Here is a 16,510-nt window from a genome sequence, read left to right on the forward strand (position 1 = left end):
CCCCGGAACGCGTCCGGGGCGGGCGGCTTCGTGTACGACAGGACCTACCGCTCCAGGAAGGAGAACAGCTCTTCCCACCGGTCGGTGATCTCGGCGCTGGAGTACCGCTGCACCGAGCGGAACGCGGTGTCCCCGAGCCGATCGCGCAGCTCGCGGTCGTTCATCAGCGCGTCCAGGTGCCCGGCCAGCTCCATCGTGTTGCCCAGCCGCGCCAACAGCCCGTCCTCGCCGTGCCGGACGATCTCCCGCACGCCGGGTGCGCAGTCGAAGGCCGCGACCGGCAGGCCCGCCGCCATCGCCTCCAGCAGGGTGATCGGGAAGCCCTCGGCCCGCGAGGCCTGCGCGAAGACCGAGGCCCCGCGCAGCACGCCCAGGACGTCGTCGGTGCTGCCCATCCACTCCACGGACTCGTCCAGCCCCAGCGAGGCGCAGTGCGCCCGCAGCGCCGGCTCCTCCACGCCCGCCCCGTAGATCCGCAGGACCCAGTCGGGGTGGTGCGGGGACGCGTCCGCCCAGGCGTCGAGCAGCAGGTCGACGCCCTTCTCGAAGGCGAGGCGGCCGACGCACGCCACGACCTTCTCGGTGCGCGGAGCGGGGGAGTCCGGCATGAAGGGCAGCGGGTTCGGCATGTTGCCCACGTTCTCCATGCCCGCCCGGATCCACAGGTCCGCGTCCTCCGGGGTCAGCACCAGCAGCCGGTCGACCTCCGGGTAGTAGCGGCGTACGCGCGCACCGCGGGTGGACTTCTGGCTGGCCTCGAAGGACTCGTGGCTCATCCCGATGACGGTGAGCCCCTTGGTGTCGGCGAGGGCCACCCACTCCATCGCCCAGACCTGCGTCACGATGACCACGCTGCCCGGGCGGGCCGCGCGGAACATCTCGCTCAGCCGCTCCGCCTTGGCCCGCATCTTCGCCCGCCGGGCCGCCTGCCGGCGCCGCTCGGGCGCGTTCAGCCGGCCCTTGATCCCGTGCAGCCTGCGCGCCGAGGGCGGGTGGGCGTCGTACAGGGTGGTCATCTCGTACGGCAGGTCCGGCGGCAGCGTCTGGCGGATCTCCTCGGCGACCGGGGCGATGCCGACGATGTGGACCTCGTGCCCGCGCTCGGTGAACAGCCGGGCCATCTGGTGGGACCAGGTGGTCACGCCGCCGAGCTCGTCGACGTTGTTGGAGACGATGAAGATGTCCCGGCTCACTTGCCGCTCCTCGTGAAGAACTTCTCGACGATCTGGCGGGCCGCGTCCCCGCGGTCGTACTCGCCGAACTCGGTGAGGAAACGCTGCCGGCACTCGGCGTACTTGGCGTCCGCCTCCTCGAAGGCCGACAGCGCCTGCAGGAGTTCGTCCGCCGTGGCCACCACCGGGCCCGGTGCCTTCTCCTTCAGGTCGAAGTAGGTGCCGCGGATGTCCGTGGCGTACTTCTCGTAGTCGTAGGCGAAGAACACCATCGGCCGGTCCAGCAGGGCGTAGTCGAACATCACGGACGAGTAGTCGGTGATCAGCCCGTCCGCGAGGGCCAGCAGCGGGGTGATGTCGTGGTGCCGGGAGACGTCCACGACACGGCCCGCGACCGACGGCGGCAGCGAGACGCTGTTGAGGTAGTGCGTGCGCACCAGCAGCGTGAAGCGGTCGCCGAGCCGGTCCGCGAACTCCTCCACGTCGAAGGGGAACACGAAGCCCTCGACCGTGCCGTCGGCTGCCGCCCGGAAGGTCGGCGCGTACAGCAGCACCTTCTTATCCGGGTCGATGCCGAGCTCGGCGGCCAGCGGCCCGCGCACCCGCTCACCGCTCTGCACCTCGCTCCGCTGCGCCTCGACGAGGGCGTCGTTGCGCGGGTAGCCGCTGCGCAGCAGCACCTCGTCGCGCAGCCGGAAGCCCTTGGCGAGGGTGCGGGCGTCGTGCTCGGAGCGGATCAGGAAGTGGTCGAAGCGGTCGACGGCCGCCTGGAAGCGGTCCTGGCCGGCCCGGCCCTGCGCCTTCGTGCGCGGCTCGTGGAAGCCCATCCGCTTGAGCGCGGAGCCGTGCCAGGTCTGGATGTACGTGGTTCCCGCGCGCTTGGTGAGCGCCAGCGGGAAGCCCTGGTTGTCCACCCAGTACTCGGCCTGGGCCAGCGCCCGCAGGTAGGCCCAGCTCCAGCGGCGCACCAGGGTGGCCTCCTTGGGGAAGCCGGTCGGCTTGCCGCCCGCGTACGACCAGATCGCCTCGAAGGGCGCGCCCTGTCGCACCAGCTCCTCGTAGATCGCCTTCGGGCTGTCGCTGTACTGCTTGCCCATGTGGCTCTCGAAGACGACCGTGCCCTTCTTGATCGGCAGCTTCGAGAAGACCTCGTGGTAGACCTTCACCTTCTGCTCACCGGAGCCGATGTTCCGGCGGACCCGCAGGGCCTTGCGCAGGCCCCGCTTGACCACGTTGGCCGCCTTGCCCTGTATGGCGTTGTTGATCAGCGACTGGGTGCGGACCGCGGCGGCGCTCTCGGCGGTCAGGACGTAGGAGAGGTTGCCCTTCTTGGTCATCTCCGGCTCGAAGCGGTCGGAGACCAGCCGGGTCAGCCGCGGTCGCACGCGCAGCCGGGCCGCCGAATCCAGGTCGACCCCGCCGACCGCGACGCGGGTGGTGATCTTCTCGCTTCCGGCGGTCAGCTTCAGCCGGACGTCCCAGACGGCGTCGATGATGCCGAGGGGGCGGACGGTCGAGCCGACGTCGGCGGTGCCGGTCCACTCGATCGTGTCACCCGCGTGGCGCACCGTTGCCACCGGGAAGCTGAAGGAGCGCACCCCGATCTGCCGACGGGCCCGGAATTCGAGCGACGCCTTCAGCTCCGCGTCGGCCGGGATCCGTCCCAGCGGGTTCACGACGGCGCCGGACAGCGTGACGGTGCCGCGCCCGTCGTCCTCGTACGAGGTCAGGCGGTTGCCGAGCTGGAGGGAGGCGAGCGGGGTGGTGTGGAAGCCCTGCTCGGTGACGTCCAGTATCCGGCGGGCCTCGGCGCCGTCTTCGGCGTCGTCGAGATGCGCGGCGCACCAGTAGACGCGGCCGTCGCGTTCGGCGAGGGAGGAGGAGAGCCGGCCCTTGTTGGTCATCGAGTCGGCGGCCGAGAGCAGGTTGTCCCAGTCCTCCTTGCCCAGCAGGTACGCGCAGATCGCCTGGAGGTAGGTGACGTTCTCGTAGGCCGCCGGGTCGATGCCCGCCAGGTAGCCGTTGGCGAGGCGGGCGAACTCCTGGCGGTACTCGTCACTGAGCAGCGGCAGGTCGCGCAGGTGCAGCACCAGGTCGTGCTTGAGGAACTTGGCGTCCTTCGCGGACTTGATGTCCGTGTGGCCCTTGGAGGCGAGCAGCTGGTCGACGCGGCGGTGGATCTCCATCCGGTGGACGAAGTTCGCGATCTCGTGGCGCCGGTTGCTGATCGACTTCGCCGCCGCCTTCTCGATCACGTTCCAGAAGTAGACGTGGTTCGGGATCAGGGTGATGCGGCGGGCGGCGACGTAGGCCTGCGCGGAGAACAGCAGGTCCTCGTAGTGGATCCCGACCGGGAACTCCAGGCCCTGCTCCAGCAGGAACGCCCGCCGGTAGCACTTGTTCGTGGAGAGGGTGTCGTAGACCAGCAGGTCGGGGAACTCGGTGATCGACTCCAGGGTGCGCGTGCGCGAGTAGATCCAGGGGTACCACTCGGTGGTCTTGCCCCACCGGTTGTCGAGGTGCACGCGTACGCACATGCCCGAGACCAGGTCGGAGCCGGTCCGCTCGGCCGCGTCCAGCATGTTCCGGCAGGCGTTGCGCTCCAGCACGTCGTCGCTGTCCAGGAACATGACGTACGTGCCGGTGGCCTGCTGGATGCCGTGGTTGCGGGGCGCACCGCAGCCGCCACTGTTCTCCGGCAGCTGGAAGGCGCGCACTCTCCCCGGATGCGCCGCCTCCAGTTCCCGGGCGACCGCGAAGGAGCGGTCCTTGCTGCAGTCGTCGACGATCACGACTTCGACCCCGTGCAGGGTCTGGTCCAATACCGACCGGACTGCTGTCGACAGACGCTCTGCGTCGTTGTAGACGATGACGACCACGGAGACGTCGGGCACGTGCACCTCGATCCCTTCGTTTCGTTTCGTTCCGCTCATTCCGCTTATCCCGTCAAAGCTACCGCGTGCCGCCCTCGACTCAGGCAGGGCGACCTCGGCGGGCCACCGGTCAACCGTCGCCGTGCATACTTCTAAGGAAGAGGTGAGTGGCGGGCCCGGTCGCCCACAATCACCCGTTCGGAGCCAGCAGGAAGTGTTCATGACGAAGCTGTCCGTAGTTGTCCCCTGCTACAACGAAGAAGCCGTCATCGACAGCTTCGACGCCGAGATCCGCAGGGTCCTGGACTCCCTCCCCGTCGAGTACGAGGTCTGCTACGTCGACGACGGCAGCCGCGACGGCACCCTCGGGAAGCTCCGGAAGATCGCCGCCGAGTACGGCGAGCAGACGCGGTACGTCTCCTTCAGCCGCAACTTCGGCAAGGAGGCCGGCATGCTCGCCGGCCTGCGCGAGACCACCGGCGACGCCGTCGTGATCATGGACGCGGACCTCCAGCACCCGCCGGAGCTCATCGCGACCATGCTCGACTACCACCGGCAGGGCCACGACCAGATCATCGCCCGCCGCACGCGCGAGGGCGACAAGAAGCTCCGCAGCGCGCTCAGCCGCCTCTACTACCGCGGCGTGAACCGCTGGGTCGACGTCGAACTCACGGACGGAGTGGGCGACTTCCGGATGCTGTCGCGTCCGGCCGTGGACGCCCTGCTGTCGCTGCCCGAGTACAACCGCTTCTCCAAGGGCCTCTTCTCCTGGATCGGTTTCGACACCGTCCACTTCGACTACCGCAACGCCCAGCGCGAGGCCGGCGAGACGAAGTGGAAGTTCGGCTCGCTGCTGAACTACGCCATGGACGGGCTGATCTCCTTCAACAACCGACCGCTGCGGGTCGGGATCTGGATCGGGGTGTCGCTCGTCGCCCTGACCGGCCTGTACGCGCTGTGGATCACGATCATGGCGATGACCAACGGCATCGACTCGCCGGGCTACGTCACCCTCGTGGCGATGATCGCCGGCATCGGCGGCGTACAGATGATCATGCTGGGCCTGATCGGCGAGTACATCGGGCGCATCTATTACGAGACCAAGCGGCGGCCACACTTCCTGGTGAAGGAGTCGCACGGCGTGGACCCGGTGGCGGGAACCGCCCCGGCGGCACAGGCGACGATCGTGGAGCGCAGCACCCGATGAGCAGACGAGAACAGCTCGGCCAGATCTTCCGCTTCGCCCTCGTGGGCGGGGTCAACACCGCCACCTTCTTCGGGCTCTACCTGCTCCTGCACCCGTGGATGCCGTACTTCGCCGCCTACAGCCTCGCCTTCGTGCTGGCCATGGTCGGCTCGTTCTTCATGAACACCTACTTCACCTACCGGACCCGTCCGACCTGGAAGAAGTTCCTCCTCTTCCCGCTGACGAACGTCACGAACTACGTGATCCAGTCCGTCGGGCTCTACGCCCTGGTGGCCTGGGTCGGCATGGACACCCGGATCGCCCCGCTGGTGGCGGCCGTCGTGGCGATCCCGTTCACCTTCGTGCTCTCCCGCAAGATCCTCGTCCCGGGCGCGGCCGCCGCCCGGGCCGCCGAGCCGGAGCCGGTCGGGACCTCGTCCACGGTCTGAAACCCCTGAGCGGCCCCCGCGCGCCGCACCGTAGATTGAGGTGGCAGGCAAACTCAGGGATTTCGGCAAGGGGCAAGGGGACAGACGTGTCAGCGGCTAGGCAGGGTGTCGTGGACGCCCGCAGGATCGTGGTCAAGGTCGGCTCCTCCTCCCTGACCACGGCTGCCGGCGGACTCGACGCCGACCGGGTGGACGCGCTGGTCGACGTCCTGGCCAAGTCCCGCAGCGGCGGCGAGAAGGAGATCGTCCTGGTCTCCAGCGGCGCCATCGCCGCCGGACTCTCGCCGCTCGGCCTGCGCCGCCGCCCCAAGGACCTGGCCCGCCAGCAGGCCGCCGCCAGCGTCGGCCAGGGCCTGCTCGTCGCCCGCTACACCGCCTCCTTCGCCCGCTACGGCGTCCGCGTCGGCCAGGTGCTGCTCACCACCGACGACACCAGCCGCCGCGCCCACTACCGCAACGCCTACCGCACCCTCGACCAACTCCTCGAAATGGGCGCCCTGCCCGTCGTCAACGAGAACGACACCGTGGCCACGGACGAGATCCGCTTCGGCGACAACGACCGGCTCGCCGCCCTCGTCGCCCACCTCGTCCGCGCGGACCTGCTCGTCCTCCTCTCGGACGTGGACGGCCTCTACGACGGAGACCCGTCCCTGCCCGGCACCACCCGCATCGACGAGGTCCGCGGGCCCGAGGACATCGCGCACGTCTCCATCGGCAGCGCCGGCAAGGCGGGCGTGGGCACCGGCGGCATGGTCACCAAGGTCGAGGCGGCCCGGATCGCCGCCGCGGCGGGCATCCCCGTCGTCCTCACCTCCGCGAGCCAGGCCGCCGACGCCCTCGCCGGGCGCGGGACGGGCACCCTCTTCCACGCCACCGGACGCCGCTCGGCGGACCGGCTGCTGTGGCTCCAGCACGCGTCGACGCCCCAGGGCCACCTCGTCCTCGACGACGGCGCCGTCCGCGCGGTGACGCAGCGCGGCAGCTCGCTGCTCCCCGCGGGCATCGCGGCGGTCGAGGGAGACTTCACCGCCGGGGACCCGGTGGAACTGCGCGACACGGCCGGCCGGGCGGTCGCCCGGGGCCTGGTCAACTTCGACGCCAAGGAGCTCCCGCAGCTCCTCGGCCGCTCCACCCGCGAGCTCGCGGCGGAACTCGGACCCGAGTACGAACGGGAGGTCGTCCACCGGGACGATCTGGTCCTGCTCCAGGGCTGAGGTTCGGCAAAACAGCCGCGCGGCGGCCCGTGGACTGGTCAACTGTGAGGGGCCGGGCGGACGTACGTGGCGTAGACAGGAGGCGGCTGGTGAGACGAGCGCTGACCAGCGTCGGTACGGGGGACGGTGACGGCGGCGACGGGGACGGGCGGGACGATGGCGACAAGGCCTCCCGTCTCTGGCACGTCACCCTGAGCGTCTCCGGCAGGCCGGCGCCGCTGTCCGAGGTCCGGCGCGGGCTGGAACAATTGGCCCACGACCACCCCTTCCTCCTGACCAGCCGCTACGCCGACGACCACGCGGAGATCCGCTACTGGGAGGAGGCCCGCGACCTCCACGACGCGGCGGCCGTCGCCCTCCGGCTGTGGGGCGAACACCGCTCCTCGGCGCAGCTCCCGCCCTGGGAGATCGTCGGCCTGGAGGTCATCGACCGAGCCACCTACCACCAACGCGTCGCAGAGGGCTACGGCCCACCCCCGGCCCACCCGGTGGGCGTGCACCCTTATTGACATCCCCCGCCGGGGGGACGGCATCAGCCAAATCCAGCCCCGCCGGCGTTTGAGGCGCGGGGTCTGGGGCGGAGCCCCAGATCGGCCCGGCGGCAGCCGTCTCGCGGGGTGGAAACCCCATCGGCCGCCCTGTCCCGGGGACTACCCTGGCGGCATGACCTCGCTCGATGCCGCCACCGCCACCTCGCCCGTCCTCGCCACCGCGCAGCGCGCCCGCACGGCCGCCGCCACCATCGCCCCACTCCCGCGGTCCGCCAAGGACACGGCCCTGCTGGCGATCGCGGACGCGCTGGAGGCCCGTACGGCCGAGATCATCGCGGCCAACGCCGTCGACACCGACAAGGCCCGCGCCGCCGGCACCAGCGAGACCGTCATCGACCGCCTCACCCTCACCCCGGAGCGGGTCGCGGCCATCGCCTCCGACGTGCGCGACGTCGCCGCCCTCCCCGACCCGGTCGGCGAGGTGGTCCGCGGCAACACCCTCCCCAACGGCATCGACATCCGGCAGATCCGCGTCCCGCTCGGCGTCGTCGGCATCATCTACGAGGCCCGCCCCAACGTCACCGTCGACGCCGCCGCCCTCTGCCTCAAGTCCGGCAACGCGGTCCTGCTGCGCGGCAGCTCCTCCGCCTACGCCTCCAACACAGCGCTCGTCGCCATCCTCCGCGACGCGGTCGAGGGCGCCGGCCTGCCCGCCGACTCGATCCAGCTCGTCCCGGGCGAGTCCCGCGAGTCCGTCCGCGAGCTGATGCGCGCCCGCGGCCTCGTCGACGTACTCATCCCGCGCGGCGGTGCCTCCCTCATCAAGACCGTCGTCGAGGAGTCCACCGTCCCGGTCATCGAGACCGGCACCGGCAACTGCCACGTCTACGTGGACGCCCAGGCCGATCTGGACATGGCCGTGGACATCCTGATCAACTCCAAGGCCCAGCGGCCCTCCGTCTGCAACTCCGCCGAGACCCTCCTCGTGCACCGGGACATCGCCGACGCCTTCCTGCCGCGCGCTCTCGACGCGCTCGCCGACGCCGGCGTGACCGTCCACGCGGACGACCGCGTCCTCGCCGCCGCCGAGAACTCCAAGGCGACCGCCCTCCCCGCCACCGACGAGGACTGGGCCGCCGAGTACCTCTCCTACGACATCGCCGCCGCCGTCGTGGACTCCCTCGACGACGCCGTCACCCACATCCGCCGCTGGACCTCCGGCCACACCGAGGCGATCGTCACCACCTCGCAGGCCGCCGCGCGCCGCTTCACCCAGCTGGTCGACTCGACCACGGTCGCCGTGAATGCCTCCACCCGGTTCACCGACGGTGGCCAGTTCGGCTTCGGCGCCGAGATCGGCATCTCCACGCAGAAGCTGCACGCCCGGGGCCCGATGGGCCTTCCCGAGCTCACCTCCACCAAGTACATCGTCACCGGCGACGGTCACGTTCGGTAGTCATCGGGCGAACACGGTGTGGCCGGATTTCGGCGCACACCCTGCCCAAAGCAGCCCCCCAGGTCTAGGCTGGTCTCGTGCCGGACGACGTGGGGGGCAAGCCGTTCCCGGACGACGGGGAGCCCGACGACGACCGCGGAGGCGCGGAACAGGACTTCGCCTCCGTGGTGTTCGACGAGGCCTTCGTCCGGAACGCCGAGATCCATGAACCGAGTGCCGCCGAGCGCCAGCGGGCGGCCGACCGGGCGCGCGCGGAGGCCGAGGCGGCCCGAGCCGTCGCCGGCGGCTGGCCGGGCGACGACGACTACGACGGCTACGGCTACGGCCACCCCGACGGGTACGACGCCGACGACCACGACTGGGAGCACGAGCGGGGCCGCCTCCACCCCGACGGCCCGTACGGGGCCTACGGCGGCAGCCTGCGCCCGTACCGCGGCCGCTCTCCCTGGCTGCGCCCGGTCGCCTGGGTGCTCGCCTTCGTGATGGGCCTCGGCATGATCGCGCTCGCCTTCAGCGCCGTGTACCGCAGTGCGTCGGGCGAGTCCGACCCCGCCCCGGCGCCCGCCAGTACCCCGCTGAGGGAAGTGACCGGCGTCGGCGCGTTTACGTACCCCTCCGGCCGCCAACCCTGAAGGTACGACCCCACACGCATGCGCCGGAGGTGGGGGCTTCTCTGAAGCGGGGACAGCGGGAGAAGCGATGGCCGTTCCAGGAGATCCACCCAACGGCACCCCCGAGGGCATCGGCGGGGGCGACGACGAGTTCCGAGCGGACGAGTACCGCTCGGTCGTGTTCGACGAGGACTTCGTGCGGGCCGCCAGGCTCCAGGAGTACTCCGCCGAGGAACGCATGGGCGAGCACGCCCGGGCCGTGCGCAGCCGCTCCATCTGGTCGGGCGGCGGTTCCGCCACCGGCACCGGCACGCCCGGCAGGGGCGCCCGGCAGGGCATGCTGCTCGTGCTGCTCATCGCCAGTGCCTTCGCGGCCGCCGTCTACATGGGGCTGCGCAATCCGTACGTCCCGCCGCCCGGCGGCCCCGCCGCGGCCCTCAGCAGCACCGTCGTCCCGCTCGCGCCCACGACGGCCGTGCCCGGTGGCCGCCCGGTGGACCTGTACGCGCAGAGCCCCGCGGCCGACTACCGCGTCGGGGCGGCCGGGATCACCCTCCCGGCCGTGCGCCGCACGCACCACTTCACCGACAGCGAGGTCGTCGCCGCGCTGTCCATCGCCAAGGACTACCTGGTGCAGTCCTCGCTGGACCCCGACGTCCTGTCCGGTTCCGCCTCCCGGCCCGTGCGGGTGCTGCTCGACCCCGACCAGCTGGCCCAGTTCGACCGCAGCATGACCACGCCCTCCGGCGACGGCCGGCACGCCGCCACCGGCTGGCTGGTCCGCTTCGACCCGCGCACCGCGCTCGTGGCCGACTCCCGGGTCCGGGTCAGCGGAGCCCTCACCGTCGACGAGGTGGCCCCCGACGTGCTGGAGGTGATCACCGACCACACCTTCGTGTACGCCGTACGACCGGCCACCGGAGCCCCGGCCGCGGAGGACGGCGCCTCGCTCTTCACGGTCCGGCGCGAGCTGCGGCTGCGCTTCGACCGCGAGGACCTCACCGCCCGCCGGGCGGAGCTCGTCTCGGCCTATGTGATGGCCGGGCCCCAGGACTGCTCCCAGGACCCGGCGGAAGGCTTCCGCCCGGTCCTGGCCGGAGCCGGCCCGACGACGGTCGGACCGGCCGCGAGCGACCCGTACTCCAGCGGCCATCCGAGGCGCACCGCCGGGCTGTGCGGCGTACTGGCGCCGCCCTCGACCCCGGCGGCCACCCCCGTCAGCCCCGGCCCGTAGCCCCGCGGTCGTCCTTGCCCTCGGCGGACCCGGACCCGGAGCCGGACCCGGACCCCGTGCCGGCCCCGGTGAACCTGTCGCGCAGCTTGCCGCCCAGGTCGCCCGCGCCGCCCGCGATGTCGCCCACCAGCTTCATCAGCGGATCCTTGCTGGTGCGCACCGAGTCGGCGTAGTGCGAGGCGGACTGCCGGAAGGAGTCGGTCACCGAGGTGTCCTTGTCGTCCTCCCGCCGCGGGTAGTGGCCGTCCATGATCCGCTGGAAGTCGCGGTTCTCGGACCACTTCTTCAGCTCGGCCGCCCGGACCGTGGTGAAGGGGTGCGTACGGGGCAGCACGTTCAGGATCTTCAGTACGGAGTCGCGCAGATCACCGCTCGACTCGTACTCCTCGGCCTGCGCCAGGAAGGCGTCCACGTTCATCTCGTGGAGGTGGTTGCCGCCGGCGATCTTCATCAGCCCCCGCATCGAGGCCTGCACGTCCTGTCCCACCAGCAGCCCGGCCCGGTCCGCCGAGAGCTCCGACTTGCGGAACCACTCCCGCAGGGCGGTCACCAACGCCATGATCGCCATGTTGCCCAGCGGGATCCACGCCACCTTCAGCGCCAGATTCGTCAGGAACAGCAGGATCGTGCGGTACACGGAGTGCCCCGACAGCGCGTGGCCCACCTCGTGGCCCACCACCGCCCGCATCTCCTCCTCGTCGAGCAGCTCGACGAGGCCGGTGGTCACCACGATGATCGGCTCGTCGAGCCCGATGCACATGGCGTTGGGCTTCGGCTCCTGCTGTACGTACATCTGCGGGACCTTCTCCAGGTCCAGGATGTAGCAGGCGTCGCGGAGCATCGCGTACAGGTGGGGGAACTGCGCATCGCTCACCCGCACCGAATCCGACAGGAACAGCAGCCGCAGGCTGCGCTCCGGCAGCAGCGCGCTCAGGGCCTTCAAGACCGTGTCGAAGCCGGTCAGCTTGCGCAGCGCCACCAGCGCCGAGCGGTCCGCCGGATGCTCGTAGGCCCGGGACGAGATGCCCGGGAACCTCCTGCGGTCCCTCGCCGGTGCCTGTCCGATCCCTGTCTCCGTCATTGCGCCCTCCCCTGGGTCGACCTGACTCGCATTGCGTCTATCCTCTCCAACGCCTGAGTCGGCGTGAGCGTGCCCCAGGCCCCCGCATACGATGTGAGCGAAGTCTCCGCCCGCTCCCCGACTCGATAGGTACCTGCCTGATGAGCCTCTCCTCCACCGCCCACAACCTGGTCGTCCTCGCCTCGGAGGGGGCCGGGCAGCACGGCGGCAACCACGACAGCCTCAACCCGTACCTGACCGGCGGCGGAGCGCTCCTCATCCTGCTGCTCATGCTCTGGGTGACCACGCGCCTGAACCGCGACCGCTAGGCCCTGTCGGATCATGCCGGGCCGGCCCGATCCGAAAGAGACGACCCGGAGCCCGGTCCGGTGCGTCCGCCGGGCCAGTAGGCTCTGCGCTCATGGGAGAGCAGGAAATGCCTACGGGCCCGGTCAAGCGCCGGCTCGGCGTGATGGGCGGGACATTCGACCCGATCCACCACGGACACCTGGTGGCCGCCAGCGAGGTGGCCGCCCTTTTCCACCTCGACGAGGTGGTGTTCGTACCGACCGGCGAGCCGTGGCAGAAGTCGCAGCGGGCGGTCTCGCCCGCCGAGGACCGCTACCTGATGACGGTCATCGCCACCGCCTCGAACCCCCAGTTCTCGGTGAGCCGCATCGACATCGACCGCGGCGGGCCGACGTACACGATCGACACCCTGCGCGATCTGAAGGCGCTGAACGACGACGCCGACCTGTTCTTCATCACCGGCGCCGACGCGCTCGCCCAGATCCTGACCTGGCGCAACGCGGACGAGCTCTTCTCGCTCGCCCACTTCATCGGAGTCACCCGGCCGGGCCACGTGCTCACCGACGACGGACTGCCCAAGGGCGGCGTCTCGCTCGTCGAGGTGCCGGCGCTGGCCATTTCGTCCACGGACTGCCGTGCGAGGGTGGCCCAGGGGGATCCCGTCTGGTACCTGGTGCCCGACGGCGTGGTGCGCTACATCGACAAGCGTGAGCTGTACCGGGGAGCCTGAGCTTCCGGAGAGAGGGGCCCCGCGGTGAACGACCGACAGGATCCGTACGACCCGTACGGCACCCAGGAGCAGCAGCTCATCGGCTACGACGCGTACGGGCGGCCGGTGTACGGCCAGGCGCCCGCATACCCGGCGCAGCCCGCTCCACAGGCCCCGCAGGCGCCCCGGGCCCCGCAGTACGACCAGCAGCAGTACGGCTACCAGGGCTACGGCGAGCAGCAGTACTACCCGCAGCAGCAGGTCGCCCAGGACTACGGCCGGCAGGACTACCAGCAGGCGCCCGACCACGGGTACGACACGCAGGCGAGCCGGCAGTGGATCCCGCAGCAGGCCACCGCCGAGCGCCCGGCCGTCCAGGTCCCCGAGCCGCGTCGGCCCGAAGGCGAACCGGAGGCGGGGCGGGACTACCGCACCGAGATGTTCGCCTTCATCGACCAGCCGGACGAGGAGTCCGAGGACGTCATCGACTGGCTCAAGTTCACCGAGAGCCGGACCGAACGCCGCGAGGAGGCCCGCCGCCGCGGCCGCAACCGGGTGGTGGCGCTGATCGTCGTCCTCGCCCTCTTCGTCGTCGCCGGTCTCGGCTACCTCTGGTACGCGGGCAAGCTGCCCTTCCTCGACGGCCCCGGGGAGAAGAAGAATGCGGCGACCGCCGACGCCGGGGCGCAGAAGCGCGACATGATCGTCGTCCACCTGCACAACACCAAGAAGGGCGGCACCGCCTCGGCGCTGCTCGTCGACAACGTCACCACCAAGCAGGGCGCCACCGTCCTCCTGCCGAACTCCCTCGGCGTCCCCGGCCAGGACGGGAGCCCCACGGCGCTCGGCAAGGCCGTCGAAGCGGGCGGCCTCGGCACCCGCGAGGCCCTCGACTCGGTGCTCGGCACCCACATCGGCGGCACCTGGCGGCTGGACACGCCCTTCCTGGAGAACCTGGTCGAGCTGGTCGGCGGCATCGAGGTGGACACCGACACCGCGGTCCCGGCGGACGACGCGGCCAAGGCCCCGGCCGTGGGCCAGGGCCAGAAGCAGAGCCTCAGCGGCCCCATGGCCGTCGCGTACGCCACGTACCGCGCCCAGGGCGAGCCGGAGGCCAAGCAGCTCGAGCGCATGGGCAAGGTGCTCCACGCGGTCCTGCGCAAGGTCCCGGGCGACCCGAAGTCGGCGGCCGTGACCGTCGAGAGCATGGGTCAGATCCTCGATCCGGCGCTGAACGCGCAGACGCTCGGAGGTCTGCTCTCCCGGCTCGGCGCGCACGCCAAGGTGGGCGCGTACCGCACCGACGTCCTCGCGGTGAAGCCGGACGGCACCCTCACCGACGACGCCAACAAGAAGGTCGTCAAGGAGGTCCTGGGCGGCACGGTCGCCGAGGCCCAGCCCGGTGCGGCCCCGCGGGTGGGCCTCAAGGACGCCACCGGGGACGACAAGACGCAGGTCGCGGCCAAGGCGGCGCTGCTGAACGGCGGCTACACCTTCGTGGACGGGGGCAGGGCCGACAAGCCGGCCGCCACCTCGCAGATCACGTACCAGGACGACGCGGTCAGGGACCGGGCGATCGAGGTCGCCAAGACCCTGGGACTGCCCGAGACCGTCGTGAAGAAGGCCGAGAACGCGGTGAACGCCGAGGTCGTGGTGATCCTGGGCAAGGACTACAAGCCGTCCTGACCTGCGCTCGGAGGTGTCCGAGCCCGCGCGGGACGTTCCGCGCGGGCGGTGTCGGCGGTACGTGAGACCCTTGTATGGATCTGCCCGCCAACCCGAAAGCATGGCCAGTGACCGCCACGGACCGCTCCATCGAGCTCATCACCACCGCCGCCCAGGCGGCGGCCGACCGGCTCGCGCACGACATCATCGCGTACGACGTCAGCGACGTGCTGTCGATCACCGACGCCTTCCTGCTCGCCTCGGCGCCCAACGACCGCCAGGTCAAGTCGATCGTCGACGAGATCGAGGAGCGCCTGCTCAAGGAGCTCGGCGCCAAGCCGGTGCGCCGAGAGGGCGACCGCGACGCCCGCTGGATCCTGCTCGACTACATCGACATCGTCGTCCACGTGCAGCACAGCGAGGAGCGCGTCTTCTACGCGCTGGAGCGCCTGTGGAAGGACTGCCCCGAGATCGAGCTGCCCGAGGACGCCAAGCTCACCATCGGCAAGGCCGAGGAGCACGCCAAGCTGCGCGAGGCCGCCGGCGACGACGACCTGGACGGTGATCTGTTCTGAGCACGACCGACACGGGCAAGTCCGGCAGGAAGATCGTCCTCTGGCGGCACGGCCAGACCTCGTGGAACCTGGAGCGCCGCTTCCAGGGCTCCACGGACATCGAGCTGACCGAGACGGGTGTGGCGCAGGCGCGCCGCGCCGCTCGGCTGCTCGCCTCGCTGAAGCCGGACGCCATCGTGGCCTCCGACCTCCGGCGGGCCTCCGACACGGCCGCCGAGCTGGCGGCCATCACGGGCCTGCCCGTGGCTCGCGACGAGGCGCTGCGCGAGACCTACGCCGGTGAGTGGCAGGGCCTCACGCACGACGAGATCCTCGAGAAGTACGGCGAGCAGTACGCGGCGTGGAAGCGCGGCGAGCCGGTCCGTCGCGGTGGCGGGGAGCTGGAGACCGAGGTCGCCGACCGCGCCGCGCCGGTGGTGCTGGAGCACGCCGGCCGGCTGCCGCAGGGCGGCACGCTGGTCGTGGTCAGCCACGGCGGCACCATCCGTACGACCATCGGCCGCCTGCTGGGCCTGGACGCGTACCACTGGGAGGGCCTCGGCGGGCTCTCCAACTGCTGCTGGTCCGTCCTCGGTGAGGGCGCGCGAGGCTGGCGTCTGATGGAGCACAACGCCGGCACGCTGCCGGAACCGGTGCTCGGCGACGACGACTGAGCCCTTCCGCGGGGCGGCTCCGACCCGGATTTCACTTTCCGGCTGGTCACAGGCTAGAGTTCTTCTTGTTCGCAGCGAAGAACACCGGAAACGGGGGAAGCGCCGCGGAGAGCGGGGCTATAGCTCAGTTGGTAGAGCGCCTGCATGGCATGCAGGAGGTCAGGAGTTCAATTCTCCTTAGCTCCACAATCAGGATCCCGTCCCCAACAGGGGGCGGGATCCTTGCTTTTGTACCCTTTGCGCTTACTGACCAGGCGCGCACCGGCATGGCAGAATCGGACGGCCGGAGGGGGAGTCGACGGCCCGACGTGGGAGGGAGTCGCTGACGGATGGGTGCACACCGGCGGCGGTGCGACTGGTGCAACAACGGCACGCCGATCGTGCGGGACATGGAACCGGTCAACCCCGACTACCAGTACTGGTGCGAGGAATGCGCGCGGGCGCTGATCATAAAGGGCGACCCGATCGAGACGTACCGCGAGCTGGAGGGCGAGCCGATCTACGGCCGGCTGCTCGACGAGCACTGCACGCTCAAGCGGTTCTATCAGTTCGCGAGAGCATGACGAGATAAACGTGACAAGGTGGGTCAAATCGGGCATGGCTCATGGTCGGTGGAAACCGATTTTTGGACCAGGGCCATGACCGTGTAATGTTTGGGACGTCGCCAAGGGGAACCGGCAAGGGAAACCGAAGCGGCAAGCAGGACAAGGGGCTATAGCTCAGTTGGTAGAGCGCCTGCATGGCATGCAGGAGGTCAGGAGTTCAATTCTCCTTAGCTCCACAGTGAAGAAGCGGGCCACCCCGATCGGGTGGCCCGCTTCTGGTTGTTGCGCTCGTTTAGCGCCGCTCTCCT

General features: G+C 70.6%; 16 protein-coding genes and 2 tRNA genes. 15 read left to right on the top strand and 3 right to left on the bottom strand.

The genetic code is table 11. From position 1 onward, the window contains the following. Positions 1–44 precede the first annotated feature (44 nt). Positions 45–1,193 (bottom strand): glycosyltransferase, encoded by a 1,149-nt coding sequence (locus ACFV9H_RS29765; protein ID WP_385404163.1) that lies wholly within the window; start codon positions 1,191–1,193, stop codon positions 45–47. Further along, the gene (locus tag ACFV9H_RS29770) at positions 1,190–4,105 is read right to left on the bottom strand and encodes a CDP-glycerol glycerophosphotransferase family protein (RefSeq protein ID WP_385404167.1); all 2,916 of its coding nucleotides are present in this window, start codon (positions 4,103–4,105) and stop codon (positions 1,190–1,192) included. The genes ACFV9H_RS29765 and ACFV9H_RS29770 overlap by 4 nt, the downstream gene beginning before the upstream one ends. 160 nt (positions 4,106–4,265) lie before the next feature. On the opposite strand from ACFV9H_RS29770, the gene ACFV9H_RS29775 reads away from it, so the two are divergent. The 7 genes from ACFV9H_RS29775 to ACFV9H_RS29805 all read left to right on the top strand — a co-directional run bounded on the left by ACFV9H_RS29775 (position 4,266) and on the right by ACFV9H_RS29805 (position 10,686). After that, entirely contained in the window at positions 4,266–5,252 is a 987-nt protein-coding gene (locus ACFV9H_RS29775) for a glycosyltransferase family 2 protein (RefSeq protein ID WP_385404169.1), read from the top strand. Further along, the gene (locus ACFV9H_RS29780; RefSeq protein ID WP_385404172.1) at positions 5,249–5,680 is read left to right on the top strand and encodes a GtrA family protein; all 432 of its coding nucleotides are present in this window, start codon (positions 5,249–5,251) and stop codon (positions 5,678–5,680) included. Before ACFV9H_RS29775 ends, ACFV9H_RS29780 begins: the two co-directional genes overlap by 4 nt. 86 nt (positions 5,681–5,766) lie before the next feature. Beyond that, positions 5,767–6,894: a glutamate 5-kinase gene (gene proB / locus ACFV9H_RS29785; protein ID WP_385404174.1), complete on the top strand. Its 1,128-nt coding sequence runs from the start codon at positions 5,767–5,769 to the stop codon at positions 6,892–6,894. Positions 6,895–6,923: 29 nt separating this feature from the next. Continuing rightward, positions 6,924–7,403 (top strand): hypothetical protein, encoded by a 480-nt coding sequence (locus ACFV9H_RS29790; protein ID WP_385404177.1) that lies wholly within the window; start codon positions 6,924–6,926, stop codon positions 7,401–7,403. Positions 7,404–7,557: 154 nt separating this feature from the next. Then, positions 7,558–8,841, top strand: coding sequence for a glutamate-5-semialdehyde dehydrogenase (locus ACFV9H_RS29795; RefSeq protein WP_385404179.1), 1,284 nt, complete (start codon positions 7,558–7,560; stop codon positions 8,839–8,841). A gap of 77 nt (positions 8,842–8,918) precedes the next feature. Continuing rightward, complete coding sequence (locus tag ACFV9H_RS29800; protein WP_385404181.1) at positions 8,919–9,473, top strand: hypothetical protein; 555 nt, start codon at positions 8,919–8,921, stop codon at positions 9,471–9,473. A gap of 67 nt (positions 9,474–9,540) precedes the next feature. Next, a complete protein-coding gene (locus ACFV9H_RS29805; protein ID WP_385404183.1) occupies positions 9,541–10,686 on the top strand; it encodes a hypothetical protein in 1,146 nt (381 codons plus the stop codon). Here the strand turns inward: ACFV9H_RS29805 and ACFV9H_RS29810 are convergent. Further along, positions 10,670–11,767: a M48 family metallopeptidase gene (locus tag ACFV9H_RS29810; RefSeq protein WP_385404186.1), complete on the bottom strand. Its 1,098-nt coding sequence runs from the start codon at positions 11,765–11,767 to the stop codon at positions 10,670–10,672. The genes ACFV9H_RS29805 and ACFV9H_RS29810 overlap by 17 nt on opposite strands. Before the next feature lie 140 nt (positions 11,768–11,907). Between ACFV9H_RS29810 and ACFV9H_RS29815 the strand changes: the two genes are divergently transcribed. From ACFV9H_RS29815 to ACFV9H_RS29850, 8 genes are all read left to right on the top strand, one after another. Further along, entirely contained in the window at positions 11,908–12,075 is a 168-nt protein-coding gene (locus ACFV9H_RS29815) for a hypothetical protein (RefSeq protein WP_385404188.1), read from the top strand. A gap of 92 nt (positions 12,076–12,167) precedes the next feature. Continuing rightward, positions 12,168–12,785 (top strand): nicotinate-nucleotide adenylyltransferase, encoded by a 618-nt coding sequence (nadD, locus tag ACFV9H_RS29820; RefSeq protein WP_360892938.1) that lies wholly within the window; start codon positions 12,168–12,170, stop codon positions 12,783–12,785. 24 nt (positions 12,786–12,809) lie between these two features. Continuing rightward, positions 12,810–14,450 (top strand): LCP family protein, encoded by a 1,641-nt coding sequence (locus tag ACFV9H_RS29825; RefSeq protein ID WP_385404191.1) that lies wholly within the window; start codon positions 12,810–12,812, stop codon positions 14,448–14,450. A gap of 107 nt (positions 14,451–14,557) precedes the next feature. Next, entirely contained in the window at positions 14,558–15,004 is a 447-nt protein-coding gene (rsfS, locus tag ACFV9H_RS29830) for a ribosome silencing factor (protein WP_365172148.1), read from the top strand. Beyond that, positions 15,001–15,657, top strand: coding sequence for a histidine phosphatase family protein (locus ACFV9H_RS29835; RefSeq protein ID WP_385404263.1), 657 nt, complete (start codon positions 15,001–15,003; stop codon positions 15,655–15,657). Before rsfS ends, ACFV9H_RS29835 begins: the two co-directional genes overlap by 4 nt. Positions 15,658–15,770: 113 nt before the next feature. Then, positions 15,771–15,843 (top strand) — tRNA-Ala (locus tag ACFV9H_RS29840). Positions 15,844–15,986: 143 nt separating this feature from the next. Further along, positions 15,987–16,220 (top strand): hypothetical protein, encoded by a 234-nt coding sequence (locus tag ACFV9H_RS29845; protein WP_007264019.1) that lies wholly within the window; start codon positions 15,987–15,989, stop codon positions 16,218–16,220. A gap of 145 nt (positions 16,221–16,365) precedes the next feature. Beyond that, a tRNA-Ala gene (locus ACFV9H_RS29850) sits at positions 16,366–16,438 on the top strand. The last annotated feature ends 72 nt before the right edge of the window (positions 16,439–16,510 follow it).

The sequence above is a fragment of the Streptomyces sp. NPDC059874 genome (assembly GCF_042731135.1).
GTDB lineage: Bacteria > Actinomycetota > Actinomycetes > Streptomycetales > Streptomycetaceae > Streptomyces.

Coding starts and splice junctions, on each gene's coding strand:
- ACFV9H_RS29845 (WP_007264019.1), top strand. CDS start 15,987: ATGGGTGCACACCGGCGGCGGTGCGACTGGTGCAACAACGGCACGCCG.
- ACFV9H_RS29810 (WP_385404186.1), bottom strand. CDS start 11,767: ATGACGGAGACAGGGATCGGACAGGCACCGGCGAGGGACCGCAGGAGG.
- ACFV9H_RS29780 (WP_385404172.1), top strand. CDS start 5,249: ATGAGCAGACGAGAACAGCTCGGCCAGATCTTCCGCTTCGCCCTCGTG.
- ACFV9H_RS29795 (WP_385404179.1), top strand. CDS start 7,558: ATGACCTCGCTCGATGCCGCCACCGCCACCTCGCCCGTCCTCGCCACC.
- ACFV9H_RS29775 (WP_385404169.1), top strand. CDS start 4,266: ATGACGAAGCTGTCCGTAGTTGTCCCCTGCTACAACGAAGAAGCCGTC.
- ACFV9H_RS29815 (WP_385404188.1), top strand. CDS start 11,908: ATGAGCCTCTCCTCCACCGCCCACAACCTGGTCGTCCTCGCCTCGGAG.
- nadD (WP_360892938.1), top strand. CDS start 12,168: ATGGGAGAGCAGGAAATGCCTACGGGCCCGGTCAAGCGCCGGCTCGGC.
- ACFV9H_RS29805 (WP_385404183.1), top strand. CDS start 9,541: ATGGCCGTTCCAGGAGATCCACCCAACGGCACCCCCGAGGGCATCGGC.
- ACFV9H_RS29770 (WP_385404167.1), bottom strand. CDS start 4,105: ATGAGCGGAACGAAACGAAACGAAGGGATCGAGGTGCACGTGCCCGAC.